The following is a 16,385-nucleotide window of genomic DNA, read 5'->3' as shown; positions in this document are numbered from 1 at the left end:
ACGAACGCGTGGCGACCCGCCGGCTCCTCACTGCACGAAGGAGTGCACATGCGTCGTAGGCCGGCTCTGACCGCCGCCAGCGTCTCCGCCCTCGTCCTCGCCGGCGCGGTCGTGCCTCTGACCGGGACCACGACCGCCCGCGCCGCCGAGCGCACCGCGACGCTCGTCGGCTCGCTGCAGAGCGAGCTCGGCTGCTCCGGTGACTGGCAGCCCGACTGCACCGACACCGACCTCGTCCGGCAGGCCGGAACGAGCACCTATGCCGCGGAGTTCGACGTACCCAAGGGCTCCTACGAGCTCAAGGTCGCGATCGACCACGGATGGGGCGAGAGCTACGGCCAGGACGGCGGCGGCTCGAACGTGCCCCTCGTCCTCGAGGGCCCCGAGCGGCTCAGGGTGACCTACGACGACACGACGCACGCCGTCGGCATCGCGCCCACGGACCTGCCGGGCACGGCCACGAAGGCCGACGCCGCGCTCGCCGGCCAGTCGCTGCGCACCGGCTCCACGCGTGAGCGCTTCTACTTCGTCATGGCCGACCGGTTCGCGAACGCCGACTCCGCCAACGACCGCGGCGGCCTGACCGGCGACCGTCTCGCCACCGGCTACGACCCCACGGACATGGGCTTCTACCACGGTGGCGACCTCAAGGGCGTCATCGGCAAGCTCGACTACATCAAGGGCCTCGGCACCACGGCGATCTGGCTGACGCCCTCGTTCAAGAACCGCCCGGTCCAGGGCTCGGGGTCGAACGCGAGCGCCGGCTACCACGGCTACTGGGTCACCGACTTCACGCAGATCGACCCGCACCTCGGCACGAACGCCGACATGAAGGACCTCATCGCCGCGGCGCACGCCAAGGGGATGAAGGTCTACTTCGACATCATCACGAACCACACGGCCGACGTGATCTCCTACCAGGGCGGCCAGTACACCTACGTCCCGAAGGCCGACAAGCCGTACAAGGACGCCCAGGGCAACGCCTTCGACGACGCCGACTACGCGGGCAAGGACACCTTCCCGGCGATGGACCCGGCAACGTCGTTCCCCTACAAGCCGGTCGTCGCCGACGCCGACAAGAACGTCAAGGTGCCGGCGTGGCTCAACGACGTGACGCTCTACCACAACCGCGGCGACTCGACCTATGCCGGTGAGTCCTCCACGTACGGCGACTTCTCCGGTCTCGACGACCTCTTCACCGAGAACCACACGGTCGTCACGGGCATGGAGGACATCTACAAGGCGTGGGTCGACTTCGGCGTCGACGGCTTCCGCATCGACACTGCCAAGCACGTCAACCTGCCCTTCTGGCAGCAGTTCTCGCCGGCGATCCTCGACCACGCGAAGCAAGCCGGGAAGAACTTCTTCATGTTCGGCGAGGTGTACGACGGAAACCCCTCGTACACCAGCCAGTTCACGACCAAGGGCAAGCTGCCGGCGACCCTCGACTTCGGCTTCCAGGGTGCTGCGCTCGGCTTCGCCCAGAGCAAGGCGACCACCGGCGTCCGTGACCTGTTCGCCGGCGACGACTACTACACCGACACCGACTCCAACGCCTACGAGCTGCCGACCTTCCTCGGCAACCACGACATGGGCCGTGTCGGTGCGATGCTCCAGGCGGCCGGCTACACCGGCAAGGAGCTGCTCGACCGCGACGCCCTCGCGACGTCGCTGATGTTCCTGACGCGCGGGCAGCCCGTCGTCTACTACGGCGACGAGCAGGGCTTCACCGGTCCGACGACCGACTTCGGTGACAAGCGCGCCCGGCAGGACATGTTCGCGACGCAGACGGCCGACTACGCCGACGACACGATCGTCGGCAGCGCCGACAAGGCCGGTACCGGCGAGCACTACGACAGGAGCGCCCCCCTCTACCGGCAGATCGCCGCCCTGTCCGCACTGCGCCAGGCCCACCCGGCGCTCGCCGACGGCGCGCAGGTGCACCGCTACGCCAGCGACAGTGCCGGCATCTACGCGATCAGCCGCATCGACAAGGCGGCCAAGCGCGAGTACCTCGTCGTGGCCAACAACGCGACGACGGCCAAGCAGGCCACCTTCCAGACCTACTCGGCACGGTCGAAGTTCAGCCCGCTGCTCGGCGGCCCCGGCGACCTGCGCGCCGACGCGTCGGGTCGCGTCACGGTCAGCGTCCCGCCGCTGTCGGTCAAGGTCTTCCGCGCCGACTCGACGATGGAGGTCTCGCGCACGGCCCCGCCGGTCTACCCGCTCTCGCCGAGCGCCGGCGGTGTCGTCGGTGGGCGCGCCGAGATCTCGGCCGCGGTCCCCGGCGACACGTTCGCCGACGTCACGTTCCTCGCGCGTCCGGCCGGCACGTCGGCCTGGACGACGCTCGGCACCGACGACAACGCGCCGTACCGCGTCTTCCACGACGTCAGCGGCTACGCCAAGGGCACGCTCATGGAGTACCGCGTGCTCGCCCGCGACCTCGCCGGCCACGTGTCGGCGACCTCGACGTACGGCGTCGTCGGCGACCCCGCGCCGGCAGGAGGCAGCGGTGGTGGCGGCGGCGTCGGCCCGGTGACCCAGCCGGCCAACGTCAGCGTGCCCGGCAGCCTCAACAGCGGGATGGGCTGCCCCGGCGACTGGCAGCCGACCTGCGACCAGGCGCAGCTGACCCTCGACCCGAAGGACGACATCTGGAAGGGCTCGTACTCCTCGATCCCGGCCGGTGACTACGAGTACAAGGCCGCGATCAACAAGTCGTGGGACGAGAACTACGGGGTCGGCGCCGTCAAGGGCGGTTCGAACATCCCCGTCACGGTGCCCGGCGGCAAGGCCGTCAGCTTCTACTACGACCACCGCACCCACTGGGTCACGAGCGACGCGCAGGGCCCGATCATCACCGCGCCCGGCTCCTTCCAGAGCGAGCTCGGCTGCCCGGGCGACTGGTCGCCGGACTGCATGCGCTCGTGGCTGCAGGACCTCGACGGTGACGGCACGTACACCTTCAGCACCGACGCCATTCCCGCGGGCAGCTACGAGTTCAAGGTGGCGCACGGGCTGAGCTGGGACGAGAACTACGGCGCCGGCGGTGCCGCGGGCGGTTCGAACGTCGCGTTCTCGGTGCCGTCCGACGGCGTCGTCACGACGATCAGCTACGTCCTCGCCACGCACCAGATCTCGGTCAAGACCTCACGTGCCGGGGCGGCGCCCGACCTGACGAAGGCCAAGGCGTTCGTCGTAGGGCCCGGCCTCGTCGCGTGGCCGGCCACCGGCCTGCCGGCCGGCACCGACCCGGCGACGCTCTCCTGGCGTCTGCACTGGTCGGCCACCAGTGGCCTCGGCCTCGATGCCGAGTCCGTGACGGGTGGCTCGGTGGCGACGCTGACGCGTGACCCGGCCGGACTGCCGGCCGCGCTCACGGCGGCGCACCCGGAGCTCAAGGGCTACGTCGCGCTGCGCACCGACAAGGCCACGTCGCGGCAGATGGCCGAGATCCTGCGCGGCCAGGTGGCCGTCGCGATGTACGACTCGTCGGGCGCCCTGCTCGACGCGTCGGGCGCCCAGACGGCGATCGCGCTCGACGCCCTTTATGCGACCCCCGCGAGCCGGGGCGCCTACGGCGTCAGCGTCTCCGGCGGTCGCGTCGGGTTCCGCCTGTGGGCGCCGACGGCCCAGGGCGTCACGCTGCTGACGTGGGCCGCGGGCTCGGCCGACCAGCCGGTCGCCACGGCGCACCGCACGCCGATGACGCGCTCGACGGACGGTTCGTGGTCGGCCTCGCTCGGTGCTGCGGGACGCAACGTCCGGTACCTCTACGAGGTCAAGGTGTGGGCTCCGAGCACGCAGAAGGTCGAGACGAACGTCGTGACCGACCCGGCGTCGGTGGCGCTGACGCCGAACTCGACAAGGTCGGTGGCCGTCGACCTCGCCGACCCGACCTTCATGCCCTCGGCCTGGCGCACGACCCCGTCGCCACGCCTCGCCCAGGACGTCGACTCGACGATCTACGAGCTGCACGTGCGCGACTACTCGATGAGCGACGCCAAGGTGCCGGCGGCGCTGCGCGGCAGCTACCTCGCCTTCGCCGAGAACGGTGACGGGCGGGCCCACCTCAAGGCCCTGGCGAAGGCGGGCCTCAACACCGTGCACCTGCTGCCGACCTTCGACATCGCCTCGATCGAGGAGGACAAGGCCAAGCAGCAGACGCCGCAGTGCGACCTGCGCACCTACGCCCCGGACAGCGAGCAGCAGCAGAAGTGCGTCACCGCGGTCGCGGGCAAGGACGCCTTCAACTGGGGCTACGACCCCTACCACTGGAACGTCCCGGACGGCTCGTACACCTCGACGACCCAGGCCGCCGACGGCGGGCAGCGCGTCTCGCAGTTCCGCACGATGGTGGGCGCGCTGCACCAGGACGGCCTGCGCGTCGTGCTCGACCAGGTCTTCAACCACACGTCGGCCTCGGGCCAGGCCGACCAGTCGGTCCTCGACAAGATCGTGCCCGGCTACTACCACCGGCTCAATGCGACCGGCGCCGTCGAGACGTCGTCGTGCTGCCAGAACGTCGCCACGGAGCACGCGATGGGCCAGAAGCTCATGGTCGACTCGGTCGTGTCGTGGGCGCGCAACTACAAGGTCGACGGCTTCCGCTTCGACCTCATGGGCCACGCGAGCCGCGACAACATGCTCGCCGTGCGCTCGGCGCTCGATGCCCTGACGCCGGCCAAGGACGGCGTCGACGGCAAGGCGGTCTACCTCTACGGCGAGGGCTGGAACTTCGGTGAGGTCGCGAACAACGCGCGCTTCACCCAGGCCACCCAGGGCCAGCTCGGCGGAACCGGCATCGGCACGTTCAGCGACCGGCTGCGCGACGCCGTCCGCGGTGGCGGCCCGTTCGACGACGACCCGCGCCGCCAGGGCTTCGGCTCGGGCGAGTCGACCGACCCCAACGGGGCGGCCGTCAACGACGGTGCCGCAACGCGTCTCGCGCACGACACCGACCTCGTGCAGCTCGGCCTCGCCGGCAACCTGCGGGCCTTCGAGTTCCGCAGCCAGGAGAGCGGGCAGGTCGTGCGGGGCGACAAGGTCGACTACAACGGCGCGCCGGCCGGCTATGCCGACCAGCCCGACGAGGTCGTCAGCTACGTCGACGCGCACGACAACGAGACGCTCTTCGACGCGCTGACGTACAAGCTGCCGGTGGCGACGTCGATGACCGACCGGGTGCGGATGAACACCCTGTCGCTCGCGACCACCGCTCTGGCACAGACGCCCTCGTTCTGGCACGCCGGCGCCGACCTGCTCCGCAGCAAGTCGCTCGACCGCGACTCCTACGACAGCGGCGACTGGTTCAACCGCCTCGACTGGACCGGCGCCGACAACGGCTTCGGACACGGGCTGCCGCCCGAGGGCCCGAACTCGAACAAGTGGTCGTACATGAAGCCGCTGCTCGCGAACCCGGCCCTCAAGCCGGCCGCGGGCGACGTGCAGAAGGCGAGCGCCATGGCGCAGGACCTGCTGCGCCTGCGGTTCAGCAGCCCGCTGTTCCGCCTGGGCTCCGCCTCGGCCATCGAGTCGAAGGTGTCGTTCCCCGTGTCGGGCACTGCCGACGCGCACGCCGGCGTCGTCGTCATGCGCGTCGACGACACCGTGGGCGCCGACGCCGACCCGCGACTGGACGGCCTCGTCGTCGTCTTCAACGCGACGCCGGATGCCGTGTCCCAGAAGGTGCCCGGGCTCACCGGCGCGCTGACGCTGAGCTCGGTGCAGGCCGGCGGGTCCGACGCGGTCGTCAAGCAGTCGACGTGGAACGCCGGGACCTCGACGCTCACCGTCCCGGCCCGCACCGTGGCCGTGTTCGTCCAGGCGCACTGACGAGCCGGTCCAGCCGCACGACGACGGGCCCCGGGGAGACGTGTTCTTCCCGGGGCCCCGTGCATCCGAGAGCTGTTTGACGAGTCCTGCCTTGCCCACCCTCGGGCCGGACGCGTCGGGGCGGGTCTACGTTGGACCGGTGACCGACATGACGTACCGACAGCTCGGCGACAGCGGCCTCACCGTCTCGACGGTGGGGCTCGGCTGCAACAACTTCGGCCGCCGCATCGACCAGGAGGCGACGAACGCCGTCGTGCGCACGGCGATCGACGCCGGCGTGACCCTCTTCGACACGGCCGACATCTACGGCCAGGGGGCGAGCGAGGAGATGCTGGGCCTGGCCCTGGGCGCCGAGCGCGAGAACGTCGTCGTCGCGACGAAGTTCGGCATGGACATGCAGGGCTCGAACGGGCCCGACTGGGGCGTCCGTGGCTCGCGGCGGTACGTCCGCAAGGCCGTCGAGGCAAGCCTGCGCCGCCTCGGCACCGACTGGATCGACCTCTACCAGCTGCACCGCCCCGACCCCGTCACGCCGATCGAGGAGACCCTCGCGGCCCTCGACGAGCTCGTCCGCGAGGGCAAGGTGCGCTACATCGGCAGCAGCAACTTCACCGGCTGGCAGGTCGTCGACGCCGACTGGACCGCCCGCGCCGCCGGCACCACGCCGTTCGTGTCGGCCCAGAACGAGTACTCGCTGCTCGAGCGCGACGTCGAGGACGAGCTCGTGCCCGCGTGCGAGCACGTCGGGGTCGGCCTCCTGCCGTTCTTCCCGCTCGCGAGCGGCCTGCTCACCGGCAAGTACCGCCGCGGCGAGGCGGCCCCCGAGGGCACCCGCCTGGCCGGCAGTGCCGACCGGCTCGCCGGCGCCGACTGGGACACCGTGGAGGCCCTCGAGGCGTTCGCCGCCCGACGCGACCTCCGGCTCATCGACGTCGCCATCGGTGGTCTGGCCGCCCAGCCGGCCGTCGCGTCGGTCATCGCCGGCGCGACGCGTCCCGAGCAGGTGCTCGACAACGTCCGTGCCGGCGGCTGGGACCCGAGCGCCGACGACCTCGCCGAGCTCGACGACCTCACCGCCCCGCCCGCCTGACGCCGCCCGGGGTGTTTCACTCGATGGGGAGGGGAGCCGACGTGTCGGCGGGGACGCCGGCCGGCTCGCCGGCGCGCTCGACCTCGGCGCGTCGGGCGGCCCGGTAGAACACCGCGCCCACGATGCTGACCGCGCCGGCGCAGACCATCGCCGTCTGGGTCGACGTCGCGTCGGCGAGCACACCCATGACGGACGCGCCGACGGCGAAGGCGGCCGAGGCGACCATCGAGTTCATCGACAGCACCGTCGCCCGGTTGCGCGCCTGGGCCTCGCGGTGGAGCAGCGTCGAGTGAGCCGGCCCGGCCGACCCGTGCAGCAGGTAGGTGACGGCGTAGGCGGCGATGAGTGCGGCCGGGCCGGAGACCAGGCCCATGACGACGGCGCCGAGTCCGTTGAGGACGCGGGCGAGGATCGCGGTGCGGGCCACGCCGATGCGGCGGCTCGACCACCCGGACAGCGCCGCGCCGACCGCGAAGATCGCCCACCCGGCCGCCGCGACCGGCCCCATGATGGCGCCGGCCCGCTCCTCACCGCCGACGAGCTCGGCCAGGCGAATCGGCTGGAAGGTCTCGAAGACGATCATCGCGACCGACCAGAACACCTCGACGAGGACGATCCCGCGAAGCACCCGGTTGGCGCGCAGCATGCCGAGGCCCTCGCGGACGACGACCGGTGCCTCACGCGTCGAGGCGATCGCGCGACGCAGCCCGGTGGCGTCGACGTGCTCGGTCGAGGGTGGCTCGCGCAGCAGGACGAGCACGGCGACGAGGTGCACCACGTTGAGGGCGACGAACACGGCGACCGGAAGCACGAGAGCCGACGCGCCGGCGAACGGGTGCCACCACACGAGCCCGCCCGACAGGAGCGCCCCGGCGGCGATGCTTCCGCCGAGGACGGTGCCCTGGGCGGCGAGCGCGCCGTCGACGTCGGCGCCGGGGGTGCTGGCGTGGACGGTGTCGACGAACCACGCCTCGAGCGGGCCGGAGTCGAGGGCGCGGAAGACGCCGGTGAGCACTGCGGCGAGCAGGAACATCCAGTACGTGTGCGCGGCCAGCAGCAGCGCGCTCGCGACGACGTTGACGACCGCCGACACGACGAAGACCGGTTTGCGGCCGAACGCGTCGGCGAACCCGCTGGTCGGCAGCTCGAGCAGGAAGATCGTCAGCCCGGCGGCCGAGGACGCCGTCATGGCCTGGGCCACGGTGAGACCCCGCTCGAGCTGCCACAGCGTCAGCAGGCCGACGACGAGGCCGACGGGGAACCAGCGGGTCAGGGTCAGTGCGAGGAAGACGCGTCGGGCGGCGGTGGGGGACAGCACCGCCGCCCGCCTCGCGGCGCTCATCGGTGGCCTCGTTCGGTCGGCGCGTCGCCGCTGGTGCCGCCGGGCGGCCGGCCGAGGTCGATGGGGTAGGCGAAGGCGTACACGGCCACCCGGCGGGCGCTCGGGTTGCCCTGGCCCACGCGCCGGTAGCGCTCGATGAGGTCCCACATCTCCTCGCGCAGCTCCTCGAGCGCCTCCGGCGTGACGAGCACCGCGGCGTCGCTCGAGCCGCAGGCGTCCTGCCAGGCGGGGGGCCAGGTCATCGAGACGTCGAGCCAGCGGTCGTACTGCTCGGAGAAGTGCCGGGCGTAGTCACGGGTCAGCCAGTTGAGGGCGGTCTCGGAGTCCTCGTCGCCCTCGAAGTCGCTCGGGTGCCACGAGTGGAACTCCGAGCCGGCGCGCCAGAGGCGACGCTTGCCCTCGCCGTCGCCGGTGTCCTCGACGAGGCCGACCGACTCGAGCTTGCGCAGGTGGTAGCTGGTGGCCCCGGAGTTGGTGCCGAGAGCCGTGGCGAGGTCGGTGGCCGTGGCCGGACCGCTGCGGCGCAGCGCCCCGAGGAGGCGGGAGCGCAGGGGGTGGGCCAGGACCCGGAGGCTCTCCGGCGTGAGCCAGATGTTGTCCGGTGTCGGGGAGTGTGCAGCCATAGTGTGCACACTACCTTTGCACAATCTGTTTGCACAAGAGTTCTGCACGAACCCGGGAGGCGTGCATCGCCGCAGGTCAGAGCGGGTTTCAGGGGGTCGGTGCGACGATTTGGCCGCGAGCCGCCTCCTCCGTAGACTGGATCACTGTTGTGTCGAACCGGCAGGGCGAGGCCCCGGACGCTCGCGCGATCAGCGCGAAGGGTCCGAGCCACACGCATCGGACCGGCGCGGGTCATCGCCCCGGCGGCACGCATCCATCGTTTGAAGCGAGAAGGCAGACTCCATTGCGTACGTACACCCCGAAGCCCGGCGAGGTCACTCGCACGTGGCACGTCATCGACGCGACCGACGTCGTGCTCGGTCGCCTCGCGAGCCAGGCTGCGATCCTGCTGCGGGGCAAGCACAAGCCGCAGTTCGCGCCGCACGTCGACACCGGTGACTTCGTCATCATCATCAACGCCGACAAGGTCGCCCTCACCGGCGCCAAGCTCGAGCAGAAGAAGGCCTACCGCCACTCGGGCTTCCCGGGCGGCCTGCGCTCCACGTCCTACACCGAGCTGCTCGCCAAGAGCCCGGAGAAGGCCGTCGAGAAGGCGATCCGGGGCATGCTCCCGAAGAACTCGCTGGCCCGCCAGCAGCTGTCCAAGCTCAAGGTCTACCGCGGTGCCGAGCACCCGCACGCGGCCCAGCAGCCCGTCCCCTTCGAGATCACCCAGGTCGCGCAGTAAGCCCGGCCCCGCCGCTGCTGCGTAGAAAGCGAACACACACGTGACTGACATCATCAACGAGGGCGTCCTCGACACCGACGAGCCCGAGCTCACCGAGTACACCTCCGAGTCCGACGCCTCGGTGGCCGGCGAGGCCAAGCGTGCCCGCCAGGTCTCGACGCCCGGCGCGGCCACCGGCCGCCGCAAGCAGGCCATCGCCCGCGTCCGCATCGTGCCGGGCACCGGCGAGTGGAAGATCAACGGCCGCGCCCTCGAGGACTACTTCCCGAACAAGGTGCACCAGCAGATCGTCCGCGAGCCGCTGACCATCCTCGAGCTCGAAGGCTCCTACGACGTGCTCGTCCGCGTCCACGGCGGTGGCCCCTCCGGCCAGGCCGGCGCGGTCCGCCTCGGCGTCGCACGCTCGCTCAACGAGGTCGACTCCGAGCTCAACCGCCCGGCGCTGAAGAAGGCCGGCTTCCTGACCCGCGACGCCCGCGTCCCGGAGCGCAAGAAGGCCGGTCTCAAGAAGGCCCGCAAGGCGCCGCAGTACAGCAAGCGCTGATCCGTCGCCCCGGTCGGGGCGCGCGTCACGCCCGAAGGCCCCCGAGCAGTGCTCGGGGGCCTTCGTCGTACCTGGCGTGCCGGTCGCGCGACGCGTCAGCTCACGGTCGCGTGCGACAGGTCGCAGCGGTTCGTGTCGTTGGACCACGTCGCCTGCATCGCGAAGGAGCCCTGCGCCGTCGACACGTTGCCCGCGCCGCCCGCCGATCCCGGGGAGATCCAGGCGCACTCGTCGGCGTTCTCCTCGCCGGAGTACGTGCGCGAGGTCGTGTTCGTCCAGCCGCCGGCCGGGTTCTGGTCGGTGATCGTCTCGGCGTACTCGTGGCCCTCGACCATGGAGTAGCCGTCGTCGGTGCCGGCGGCCCCCGCGTTGACGAAGTTCTGCCCGCAGCTGGTGCCCATGTCCATGACGTAGGGCATGTTCGTGAAGGCGATGTCGCCGTAGGCCGAGGCCGAGCCGACGTACGGGTCACCGTTGTAGTCGTGCCACGCGCAGAAGTTGCCCGACGCCGTGTTGAAGCCGTCCGGGTGGGTGCCCGTCGGGGAGAGCACGACGTACTGGACGTACCGGTTGCTCGCGGCGGTCGTGTTGCCGAAGTGCCCGGCGGCCTTGACGGCCTCGTCGCCGAGCTGCTTGGCCGTGGCCGAGGACGGGGCGGCGGTCGACGGGTCGTACCAGACGCCGGCGAGGTTGCCGCCGGTCGGGTAGCCGACGTGCGCCGAGCCCGCGGGGCACGAGGTCGCCCCCTTGGCCACGAGCGGGCCGTCACAGTACTGCGTCATGACGCCGCTCCACGCCTCGCCGTTCGTGCCCAGGCCCTTGAAGAGCTTCTGCACGACGGGCGCACCCGTCTTCGGGTCGCCGGTGAAGGTGAGGTTGCCCGACGCGTCGGTGCCCTGGGTGCCCCACTGGCTGCCCCAGAAGACGAGGTACACCTTCGGGGTGCCGCTCGTGACGCCGATGCCGTCGACGCCGCCGCCGTAGGACAGCGTCTTGCTCGCGGCCGGCCTGGCGCCCTTGGTCTGGGCCTCCCAGCGGTGCATCTGGGTGTTGAGCTCACGCGTCGGCACGCTGCCGTGCCGGTAGGGGTGCCCGTACGCGGGGGAGTACGGGTTCGTGACGCCACCGGACGTCGAGGGTGCGGCGTCGGGGCTGCTCGCGGTCGCGCTCGTGGCGCCGAAGGCCGTGCCGAGGGCGAGCGCGGCTGCCGAGACAGCGACGGCGACCGAGAGGCGACGGGAACGTCGAGTGCTCATGCGGGTCCTTTCACAGGGAACTCCCGGGGGATGGCGGGATGCCGCACATCGTCGTGGCGCGCGTCTGTGAAAGTGGTGGGAGCCGGCTGCCAGTTCCCTGCCACTTCCTCCCGGTCTGCACCGGGGCGGACCGGGCGCAAGCAGGAGGAACGGGGCGCGCCCGCCTCGTGCGGTGGTCGACGGGGACTGGCGGTATCGTCGTGCGAGCACATGACCTGGGTCGGCCCGTGGGCCACCCGACCGGGAAGGCACAACGCGTGGCTCGACTCTTCGGCACGGACGGCGTCCGTGGCATCGCCAACCAGGACATCACCGCCGAGCTGGCCCTCGACCTCTCGGTCGCGGCTGCGCACGTGCTCGGCGAGGTCGGGGAGTTCAACGGGCACCGGCCCGTGGCCGTCGTCGGGCGCGACCCGCGCGCGTCCGGTGAGTTCCTCGCCGCGGCGACGATCGCCGGGCTCGCCTCGGCGGGCGTCGACGTGCGCGACGCCGGCGTCCTGCCGACGCCGGCCATCGCCTACCTCGTGGCCGAGCAGGACGCCGACCTCGGCGCCATGCTGTCGGCCTCGCACAACCCGATGCCCGACAACGGCCTGAAGTTCTTCGCCCGGGGCGGGCACAAGCTCGCCGACGAGCTCGAGGACCGCATCGAAGCGCGGCTGCGCGCCGACTGGCAGCGACCCGTCGGGGGTGCCGTGGGCCGGATCACCACGCTCGAGGACGGCGCCGACCGGTACGTGCGTCACCTGCTGTCCGTCCTGCCGCACCGCCTCGACGGCCTGCACGTCGTCATCGACGCCGCTCACGGGGCCGCGTCGGAGGTTGCCCCACGCGTCTTCCGCGAGGCCGGCGCCACCGTCACGACGATCGGCTGCGAGCCCGACGGCATCAACATCAACGACGGCTTCGGCTCCACCCACACCGACGCCCTCAAGGCGGCCGTCCTCGAGGCGGGCGCCGACCTCGGGATCGCTCTCGACGGCGACGCCGACCGCTGCCTCGCCGTCGACGCCGCGGGCCGTGAGGTCGACGGCGACCAGATCATGGCCATCCTCGCGCTGGCCATGAAGGAGCAGGGCGTGCTGCGCGGCGACACCCTCGTCGCGACGGTCATGAGCAACCTCGGCATGATCCACGCCCTCGCCGACGCCGGCATCAGCGTCGTGCAGACGGCCGTCGGCGACCGCTACGTCCTCGAGGGGATGAAGGAGGGTGGCTTCGTCCTCGGCGGCGAGCAGTCCGGCCACGTCGTCATGCTCGAGCACGGCACGACCGGCGACGGCACCCTGACCGGCCTCATGCTGGCCTCGCGCGTCGCGGCGAGCGGGCGCCCCCTCGCCGACCTCGCGACGGTGATGTCGCACTTCCCGCAGGTGCTCGTCAACGTCAAGGACGTCGACAAGTCGGCCCTCGAGGCCAACTCCGTCGTCGCCGAGGCGGTGCGCGTGGCCGAGGGTGAGCTCGGCAGCACCGGCCGCGTCCTGCTGCGCAAGTCGGGCACCGAGCCGGTCGTGCGCGTCATGGTCGAGGCTGCCGACGGCGACCAGGCCCGGCTGCTGGCCGACCGACTCGTCGGCGTCGTCAGGGCCGAGCTCAGCCTCTGACGCGTCGCGTCGACAAACGGGATGCCCCGGTGGGGCGTGCTGCGTAGGGTCGCGTCATGCCCGACGCCGCCACCACCGCCGCCACCGACACCAGCGACGCGAACCCACTGCTCGAGCCGAGCACGCTGCCGTTCTCGCTGCCGCCGTTCGCCCAGATACGGGTCGAGCACTACGGCCCGGCCCTCGACGCCGGCATGGCCGAGCACCGCGCCGAGGTGGAGGCGATCGCCGGCAGCACCGAGCCGCCGACCTTCGAGAACACCGTTGTCGCGCTCGAGCGGTCGGGTCGGCTGCTGAGCCGGGTCAGCCTCGCCTTCTTCGGCACGTCGAGCTCGCTGGCCACCGCCGAGATGCAGGCCCTCGAGGAGGAGTACGCGCCGAGGCTCACCGCCCACGGCGACGCCGTCCGCCTCGACCCACGCGTCTACGCGCGCATCGCGGCGGTGCACGGCGACACGGAGGCGATGGCGGCCCTCGACGCAGAGTCGCGTCGGCTCGTCGAGCGACACCTGACCGAGATGACCGTCGCCGGCGCAGGCCTCGACGACGACGCGAAGGACCGGCTTCGCGACCTCAACGGCCGGCTCGCGACGCTGAACACGCGCTTCGAGAAGCAGCTGCTGTCCGACTCCAACGACCTCGCCGTCCTCGTCGAGGACGCCGCGCAGCTCGAGGGCCTCACCGCAGGCGAGGTCTCCGCTGCGGCGGAGGCGGCTCGTGAGCACGGCCACGACGGGGCCTGGCTCGTCACCCTCGTCCTGCCGACGAGCCATCCGCACCTGGCTTCCCTGACCGACCGCGACCTGCGCCGCCGCATCCAGGACGCGCAGACGAGCCGCGGCAACCGCGGGAACGCCGACGACACGAAGGACCTCGTCCTGCAGATCGTGCGGCTGCGGGCGGAGCGGGCCCGGCTGCTCGGCTACGACACGCACGCCGGCGCGGCCCTGGCCGACTCGACCGCCCGCTCGCCCGAGCGCGTCCTCGAGCTGCTCGGTCGTCTGGCGCCCGCCGCGGCCCGCAACATCGAGCGAGAGCGCGAGCTGCTAGAGCGGGACGCCGGCCGCCCGGTGGAGGCGCACGACTGGGCGTTCTGGTCGGAGAAGGTGCGTGCGTCGACGTACGACGTCGACCTCGCCGCGATGCGTCCCTACTTCGAGGCCGAGCGGGTGCTCCAGGACGGCATCTTCCTCGCCGCGGAGCGGCTCTACGGCCTCACCTTCCACGAGCGCGACGACCTCGTCGGCTACCACCCCGACGTCCGTGTGTTCGAGGTGCACGACGCCGACGGCACCCCGTTCGGCCTCTACCTGCTCGACCTCTACACCAGAGACACGAAGAAGGGTGGTGCGTGGATGAACAGCCTCGTCCACCAGAACACCCTGCTCGGCCAGTCGAGCGCCGTCGTCGTCAACAACCTCAACGTGCCCAAGCCCGGCGACGGCGAGCCGACCCTGCTCACCTACGACGAGACCCGCACCTTCTTCCACGAGTTCGGGCACGCGATCCACGGCCTGCTCGCGCGGGTCACCTACCCGCACTTCGCCGGCACCCGGGTGTTCCGCGACTTCGTCGAGTACCCGAGCCAGGTGAACGAGATGTGGATGCTCTGGCCGGAGGTGCTCGGCAGCTATGCCGTGCACCACCAGACGGGGGAGCGGCTGCCCCAGGAGCTCGTCGACCGGCTCGTCGCCGGGCAGTCGTGGGGCGAGGGATTCGCGACGGGGGAGTACCTCGCGGCAGCGCTGCTCGACCAGGCCTGGCACGCGCTGACGGTCGAGGAGGCCGAGGCGGTCACCGACGTCGAGGAGTTCGAGGCGCAGGCCCTGGCGAAGGTCGGGCTCGCGAACCCGCTCGTGCCGCCGCGCTACCGGTCCACGTACTTCGCGCACACGTTCTCCTACTCCTACGACGCGCAGTACTACGCCTACATCTGGAGCGAGGTGCTCGACGCCGACACGGTCGCGTGGTTCCGCGAGAACGGGGGTCTGACCCGGGAGAACGGCGACCGCTACCGCCGGTACGTCGTCGGCATCGGCGGGTCGGTCGACCCGCTCGCCTCCTACCGGGAGTTCCGCGGCGCCGACGCCGACATCCGCCACCTCCTCGAGCGTCGCGGCCTCGACTGAAGGCCTGCTGGCAGACTCGGGTCGTGAGCCACGTCAACGTCGTGCCCCTCTCGCGACGCATGCAGCCTCGGGACCCGCACGAGGAGCACCGCGTCGCGACGCCGCTCGAGCTGTTCTTCGACCTCGTCTTCGTCGTCGCCATCGCCAGTGCGGCGGCGCAGTGGCACCACGGACTTGCTGCCGGACACCTCGGCGAGCTCGTCAACTTCGTCATGGTGTTCTTCGCCATCTGGTGGGCGTGGATGAACTACACGTGGTTCGCCTCGTCCTACGACTGCGACGACGTGCCCTACCGGCTGCTGACGTTCGCGATCATGGCCGGGTCGCTCATGCTCGCCGCCGGCATCCCCGAGCTCTTCCTCACCGAGCAGTCGGGGCTCGTCGTCGGCGGCTACGCGCTGATGCGGTTCGCCATGGTCGCGATGTGGCTGCGCGCCGCCAGGAGCCATCCGGAGGGCCGGCGCACCGCGCTGACCTACGCCGTGGGCATCTCCGCCGTCCAGGTGCTGTGGATCGGCCGGCTCCTCATCCAGGACCGCACGGCGCTCATGGTGACGTTCTTCGCCCTCGTGGTCCTCGAGCTGCTCGTGCCGGTCGTCGCCGAGCGGAGCGGCATCACGCCGTTCCACCCGCACCACATCGCCGAGCGCTACGCCCTGCTGACGCTCATCGTGCTCGGGGAGGTCGTCCTCGCGTCGGTGCAGGCCGTGCAGGGAGCGCTGGCCACCGGTGCGGCGGGCGGCCTGCGGGCCCTCGTCGTCGGCGGGCTGCTCATCGTCTTCTCGATGTGGTGGCTCTACTTCAAGCGCGAGCACGCGGGCCTGTTCGAGGGGTCCATCGCCAGCGTCTTCCTGACGGGCTACGGGCACTACCTCGTGTTCGCGTCCGTGGCGGCGACGGGTGCGGGGCTCGCTGCTGCGGTGGACGTCGTGCAGAGTCACGCGGAGGCGTCCGCGCGCGTCGTCGGTCTGGCTCTGACCGGTGCTGTCGCCGTCTACGTGTGGTGCCTGACGGCGATGCACTCGATGGCCGGCGCGCCGGCCGCCGAACGGCGCGTCGGCATCGGCGTGGGTCTGCTCGTGCTCGTCGTCGCGGCCGTGGCGCAACCGATCGGCGTCACGGTGCTCGTCACCGGCCTGGTGCTCGCGGCCGCCGTGGCCCACCACGTCTGGAGCACCCGCTGAGGCAATCGAAAGAGCAGTTCGTCCCCGTGATCGAAAGAGCAGTTCGT

Annotated in this window: 10 protein-coding genes; 7 read left to right on the top strand and 3 right to left on the bottom strand. The window is 71.4% G+C overall.

All coding sequences use genetic code 11. From position 1 onward, the window contains the following. Positions 1-48 precede the first annotated feature (48 nt). Together pulA and AC3A5R_RS04135 are read left to right on the top strand one after the other, a co-directional pair. On the top strand, positions 49-5,838 hold the full coding sequence (pulA, locus tag AC3A5R_RS04140) for a pullulanase-type alpha-1,6-glucosidase (protein WP_487619493.1): 5,790 nt from the start codon (positions 49-51) through the stop codon (positions 5,836-5,838). Positions 5,839-5,986: 148 nt separating this feature from the next. Continuing rightward, a complete protein-coding gene (locus AC3A5R_RS04135) occupies positions 5,987-6,928 on the top strand; it encodes an aldo/keto reductase (protein WP_487620117.1) in 942 nt (313 codons plus the stop codon). Positions 6,929-6,944: 16 nt separating this feature from the next. Here AC3A5R_RS04135 and AC3A5R_RS04130 read toward each other — a convergent pair whose 3' ends face one another. Next, a complete protein-coding gene (locus AC3A5R_RS04130; RefSeq protein WP_487619492.1) occupies positions 6,945-8,270 on the bottom strand; it encodes an MFS transporter in 1,326 nt (441 codons plus the stop codon). Next, positions 8,267-8,893 (bottom strand): winged helix-turn-helix domain-containing protein, encoded by a 627-nt coding sequence (locus AC3A5R_RS04125; RefSeq protein WP_487619491.1) that lies wholly within the window; start codon positions 8,891-8,893, stop codon positions 8,267-8,269. Before AC3A5R_RS04125 ends, AC3A5R_RS04130 begins: the two co-directional genes overlap by 4 nt. 284 nt (positions 8,894-9,177) lie before the next feature. Between AC3A5R_RS04125 and rplM the strand changes: the two genes are divergently transcribed. Then, positions 9,178-9,621, top strand: a complete 444-nt coding sequence (rplM, locus tag AC3A5R_RS04120) for a 50S ribosomal protein L13 (RefSeq protein ID WP_323096526.1) — start codon at positions 9,178-9,180, stop codon at positions 9,619-9,621. Between the two features lie 40 nt (positions 9,622-9,661). Then, entirely contained in the window at positions 9,662-10,165 is a 504-nt protein-coding gene (gene rpsI, locus AC3A5R_RS04115; protein WP_487619490.1) for a 30S ribosomal protein S9, read from the top strand. A 95-nt stretch (positions 10,166-10,260) separates the two neighbouring features. On the opposite strand, the gene AC3A5R_RS04110 is transcribed toward rpsI, so the two are convergent. After that, entirely contained in the window at positions 10,261-11,421 is a 1,161-nt protein-coding gene (locus AC3A5R_RS04110; protein WP_487619489.1) for a hypothetical protein, read from the bottom strand. Positions 11,422-11,678: 257 nt separating this feature from the next. Here AC3A5R_RS04110 and glmM point away from each other — a divergent pair, with 257 nt between their 5' ends. From glmM to AC3A5R_RS04095, 3 genes are read left to right on the top strand one after another with little or no spacing between them, the layout of a single operon-like run. Next, positions 11,679-13,025: a phosphoglucosamine mutase gene (gene glmM / locus AC3A5R_RS04105; RefSeq protein WP_487619488.1), complete on the top strand. Its 1,347-nt coding sequence runs from the start codon at positions 11,679-11,681 to the stop codon at positions 13,023-13,025. 56 nt (positions 13,026-13,081) lie between these two features. Then, positions 13,082-15,154: a M3 family metallopeptidase gene (locus AC3A5R_RS04100; protein WP_487619487.1), complete on the top strand. Its 2,073-nt coding sequence runs from the start codon at positions 13,082-13,084 to the stop codon at positions 15,152-15,154. 23 nt (positions 15,155-15,177) lie between these two features. Next, on the top strand, positions 15,178-16,338 hold the full coding sequence (locus AC3A5R_RS04095; protein ID WP_487619486.1) for a low temperature requirement protein A: 1,161 nt from the start codon (positions 15,178-15,180) through the stop codon (positions 16,336-16,338). Positions 16,339-16,385 lie beyond the last annotated feature (47 nt).

It is taken from the genome of Intrasporangium sp. Soil_C_50 (assembly GCF_057656595.1).
This window is presented reverse-complemented; position numbering and strand designations above follow the sequence as displayed.